This window comes from Eubacterium sp. BIOML-A2 (genome assembly GCF_009680135.1).
In the GTDB taxonomy this organism is placed as follows: domain Bacteria; phylum Bacillota; class Clostridia; order Lachnospirales; family Lachnospiraceae; genus Faecalicatena; species Faecalicatena contortus_B.
In genome coordinates, this window is record NZ_WKZK01000106.1 from 1 (window position 1) to 4033 (window position 4033).

General features: G+C 38.5%; 3 protein-coding genes. All 3 read left to right on the forward strand.

Features of this window, described 5'->3' with window-relative positions:
* Nucleotides 1–1146: ABC transporter ATP-binding protein (locus GKG43_RS22510; protein ID WP_129880113.1), on the forward strand; the 1146-nt coding region annotated here is incomplete at its 5' end.
* Complete coding sequence (locus GKG43_RS22515) at nucleotides 1147–2826, forward strand: ABC transporter ATP-binding protein (protein ID WP_129880115.1); 1680 nt, start codon at nucleotides 1147–1149, stop codon at nucleotides 2824–2826.
* A gap of 1 nt (nucleotide 2827) precedes the next feature.
* Nucleotides 2828–3712: a phosphotransferase gene (locus GKG43_RS22520; RefSeq protein WP_129880117.1), complete on the forward strand. Its 885-nt coding sequence runs from the start codon at nucleotides 2828–2830 to the stop codon at nucleotides 3710–3712.
* Nucleotides 3713–4033 lie beyond the last annotated feature (321 nt).

Sequence of the window (4033 nt, forward strand, 5' to 3'; positions counted from 1 at the left end):
ATTGTATCAAATGGGCTGATGCGCGGTCTAACTGCGCTAAACTGCGGCCTGGGTGGGCCGGAGGCCCGGAATAATCAAAACCAGTTTGAAAAGGAAAATGCAGATGTTGAGACAATAAAGTACAAAGCAGAACTTTCCTTGGTGATTGTTAATAATCTTGTGGGAAGGTTGGCGTGGTTTGTCCCTTTATTAGTTGTGATATTGGGCCTGCAGGGAGTTATTAATGGCTCTCTCGCAATAAGCAGCGTGTTCGCCGCATATATTCTTGCAGGTGAACTTGGAATGCCATTACAAAGCATTGGTCACCGTCTAGGCATGATCCGTTCTATGAAGAGACTAGAAAGCAAAATATCTAACATGAGAGAAAAATATGTCGAGGAAGCGGAAGACAAACAGATATCGCTGCACGCAAGAGAAACACATGTGGAGACTTTGCATATCAACTTTCAAGGAGTAGGATTGTCGATTCATGAGAAGACTATCTTAAGTGGTGTTAATCTTTCTTTGGAACCAGGGAAAAAATATCTAGTGATCGGGCGAAACGGTTCCGGTAAAAGCACGTTGTTTAAACTGTTGAAACACACATATCCCAATTATGATGGAAAAATTATGCTTAATGGGGTGGAACTTCGGACGCCGGAAGGAAGTAATATGAGCGAATTAGTATCATATTCTAACGAAACGGTATCTCTACTATCCGATACTGTTAGAAATAATATCCTTCTGTTCCGTAATATCCCAGAGGAACAATTGCAATTTGCAATGGAAAAAGCAGACTTACATGTTCCATTGGAAAGAGCAGTCGGTGATTATGGGAAATACCTTTCCAGCGGAGAGCGGAGAAAACTGGAGATTGCTAGAGCAATAGTGGCGTATCCCAAAGTGCTAGTGTTCGATGAAGTAGTATCCACATTGGACATTGAAACTGCGTATGAAATTGAGAAGTTGATTCTTAGTCTTGATTCAACTGTGGTTATGATATCCAATGCATTTTCCGGTCAACTTTTGTCACAATACGATATAATTGTTTTGATGGATGATGGTTGTGTTCTTGCAACAGGGACACATGAATTTTTACTGGACAATTCCAAAGAGTACAGGGAAATCTATGAAATTAGATGTGGTAAAACGGAAGGAGTTCAGTAAATGCTTTTCAAGTATTTCTTAAAACGCATCTTATTCTTAATCCCATATTTATTGCTAATCTTTCTGAATCCAACATTAGGAGCTAAGTCTAATATTATATCTGCTGAAATGATGGATAATGCTGTGGCTGGAGATTACGCTGGTTTTTCGCGTGCACTTTTAATTGTTTTGCTAATTTTTGTAGCGCATGGACTCCTGTTATTTCTTGTGCAGGCTCTTCGAGCGAATTTAGTTAAATATGCACGAGAGTCTCTTCGCAAAGATATGTTTCGGCGCACTATGTTCTCTTTTACTGATATTTTTAATGATCCAGATGTTGGTCATCGTATTGCTGCTTTTTCCAACGATATAACCATACTGGAGAATAAATACTTTGAGGCATGGCTTTCGGTTTTAGAGAACATCATTGCTCTAATTATTTCCGCGTATGTTGTATTTACGCTGAATCGAAAGCTTGCCGTTGTTATTATAATTGGAGAAATAGTAAGCGTAAGTATATGCTTTATCGTAAAAGCATATTCAGTAAACAAAAATAGGATCTATATCGACAAGTTATCACTTTTCACCCAACGTATAAAAGACTATTTCTCTGCGTTTCAAACAATTCACAACTATTTAGTAGAAGATAAGATTCGTGGAAAGTTCGCAAAGCTAAACAGAGATATGGAATCGAGTAAGGATGACGCTGATATGGCGTTGACTTTTGTTAATACACTTGCAAAAACATGCAATTCAGTATTGAAGTTTATTGTGACTGGATACGGCATTGTTTTGATGATGAACGGGGAAATAACGATTGGTCTTATTTACGCAGCATATCAGTTTTGCAATCAAATAATCTCACCTATGCAAAGCATAATAATGGGAATTAACTCTATAGAATCAGTTAAAAGTATTTCCGAAAAAATAAGACACCTTTTTAACTATGCTAAAACAAATACTGCAAAAGACGAAGAGGTATTGATTGGCAAATCAACAGGAATTGAAATTGAAGACGTTACCGTTACAGTAAATGACAAGAATTTAATTAATCACGTGTCGCATTGTTTCCTTCCAGGTAAAAAGTATCTGATCATTGGGAAAAATGGAGCAGGAAAAAGCACCTTACTTCGACTCCTCAAAAACAGCACGATGGAATATACCGGCAGGATTTCACTAGATGGGATTGACTTAAAAAAGTTTCCTCACAAACAATTGAGTAAGAAAGTTTGCTATATCAATGAATCTGTTTCGCTTATCTGCGACACGGTAAAGCATAATATCACTTTGTTTAGAGATATCGAAGATGAGAGATTAACCGAAATTGTAAACACAGTAGGTCTAACGGTTCCGCTGGAACGAGTAGTAAAGGATGGCGAACGCAATCTATCTAGCGGGGAAACCCGGAGAGTGGAAATTGCTAGATCATTAGTGAATCAACCAGAAGCAATAATCTATGACGAAGCCATCTCAACACTTGATGTTCAAACCGCTTACTCCATAGAGAATATGTTGCTAAACCTTGAACAACCAACGGTTATCTTTGTGTCTCATAATTTCTCACCACTACTGATAAGAAAGTATGATGAAATCGTGCTTATGGATAGAGGCGATATTGTTGATTACGGAACGCACGATGAACTAATTGCAAGGAATAATTATTATAGGCATATTTGCGAAATAAAGAGTGGTAAGGCATGATATGGATAAAAACGAATTTTGTGAAATTTTTAGACAACTTACTGGAGCGCGTGCTGAATCATGTATAGAAATAACTCAAGGAAATTCAAGTGCGTTGAAGTACAAAGTCTCATCTAATGGCCACCACTGGATGGCCAAAATGCTTGAAGCTTCAACGGAGAGAATAAGATGGTATAACTCATTGGCTGAAATACATGGTCTAGGGCTGGCGATACCAGATATGTATATAACACCAGATGAAAGCAAATTATTGCTCTTGTCTCCATTCATCAATGGTACCGGATTGGATTCTCTTATTGAGTTTTCTAATCCGACTATTATATCTGAGTATGGTAGACAAGCAGCAATGCTAATGAAACGGCTACATCATAGAACTCTTATAAACGATAACTATTCTGAGGATTTAAAGGCTAGAGTTGACCAAATCTGCAACACGGTGATGATGCATAGGCTTTCGTTTCCAGGTTTGGACGCATGTATCGACTTCGTGAAATCATATAGCGCATTTGCTCATCCAGGAAAGCTAGGGGCTCTTCATAGGGATGTTCGTCCCGAAAACTTTGTAGTAGGTGAAAAAGGACTGTCTCTAATAGACTTTGAGAATGGTTGCGTGGGTGAGCTAGAAGCGGATTTCGTATATTTGACTACAATGGGAGAAACCAAACATCGTCACTTTGCAAAATCGCTATTATTAAACTATATGGACGGTTGCGTAACAAGCGAGTTTTGGGGAAAAAACCTGTTTTACAGTACACTTCAAGTTATGGAATATGCGGTGTGGAAATGGGAGACAAAACAAAAGCAGATATCGTGTCAAGCTCATAATTTGATGATACAATACAATTCCCTAAAATCGATAGAGCCCTTGTGGTGGAATGAAGTATGAAACCCGGTTGATAAGCAAAAAAGAATAATGAGATTGCAATTTTAGTTGATAACTGCTTCCTATTGCCAACGGAGTAAGATGGGGTTATAGAAAAAGGTGAAACCTCAATGGGTATGCTTAATACTCTCGGATTGCAAGATATAATGATTAGATTGCTTCCCAAAAAAACTGCCTACAGTCTTATCATTATCTATTTGGCGGTAAGGATGGTATTGCTGAGTTAAGGTTTTCGACAAATCAACAAGTGCAAACAGCCACTTTCTGCGGCCAGCAGGGCCGCATTTCCCGGCCAGTCAGGGCCATATTAAACGGCCAGTTTTA

Bases quoted from the DNA above. Each gene is read 5' to 3' on its own strand.
- GKG43_RS22515 (WP_129880115.1), top strand. From the start codon at position 1,147: ATGCTTTTCAAGTATTTCTTAAAACGCATCTTATTCTTAATCCCATAT.
- GKG43_RS22520 (WP_129880117.1), top strand. From the start codon at position 2,828: ATGGATAAAAACGAATTTTGTGAAATTTTTAGACAACTTACTGGAGCG.